This is a genomic window from Vibrio sp. 704 (assembly GCF_033339295.1).
The window spans coordinates 1-647 of sequence record NZ_JAWOUH010000552.1; the positions used below are offsets into that span (position 1 = coordinate 1).

General features: G+C 37.2%; 1 protein-coding gene. It reads right to left on the bottom strand.

The genetic code is table 11. The features are described from left to right. The coding region (locus R7R24_RS27705; RefSeq protein WP_318120275.1) for an ATP-binding cassette domain-containing protein at positions 1-307 on the bottom strand (307 nt) is incomplete at its 3' end. Positions 308-647 lie beyond the last annotated feature (340 nt).

The window sequence follows — 647 nt, forward strand, 5'->3', positions numbered from 1 at the left end:
CTTCGCGCAGTTCTTCTTCGGAGATGTGAGCAATGTCTTTCCCTTTGAGGTAAACACTGCCTTTGGTGGGTTCAATGAGTCGATTGAGAAGTCGAACGAGAGTGGATTTTCCTGAGCCAGAGAGACCCATAATGACAAAAATCTCGCCTTCATTGATGGTCAGAGATACATCGTTGACGCCAACGGTTAAGCCAGTTTGTTCAAAAATATCGTCTTTATCAACGCCTTTTTCGATGAGTGAGAATGCTCGCTCCGGAGCTTCTCCAAACACTTTATAAAGTCCCTTAACTTCCAGTATGGGATCCATGTTAATTGTCCTTTGTTATGTGTTTATCACGAGTTGACGTTTTGTACTCTAATTAAATTGATAAAAGTTTTCAAATGATTGGCTTGGCTTATTGGTGTTCTGTGATCATCTTTTTCGTAGTAATGAACTTTCGTTGTTTTATTGATAAATCTTTTTAAAACATCTAGTTATGAATGTGTTCGTTTGTGTTTTTAGGCGATAAACACGACGTTGAATTTATTTTTAAGTTTTTAATACATGTCGGTACAGTAGGGTTGCATATTTATTGCTCAGTATTTAGAGGCAGAAAGAACAGTGAAATGATTAGAGTTCAAATCTGTGTTTGGAAGAAGCAAACATA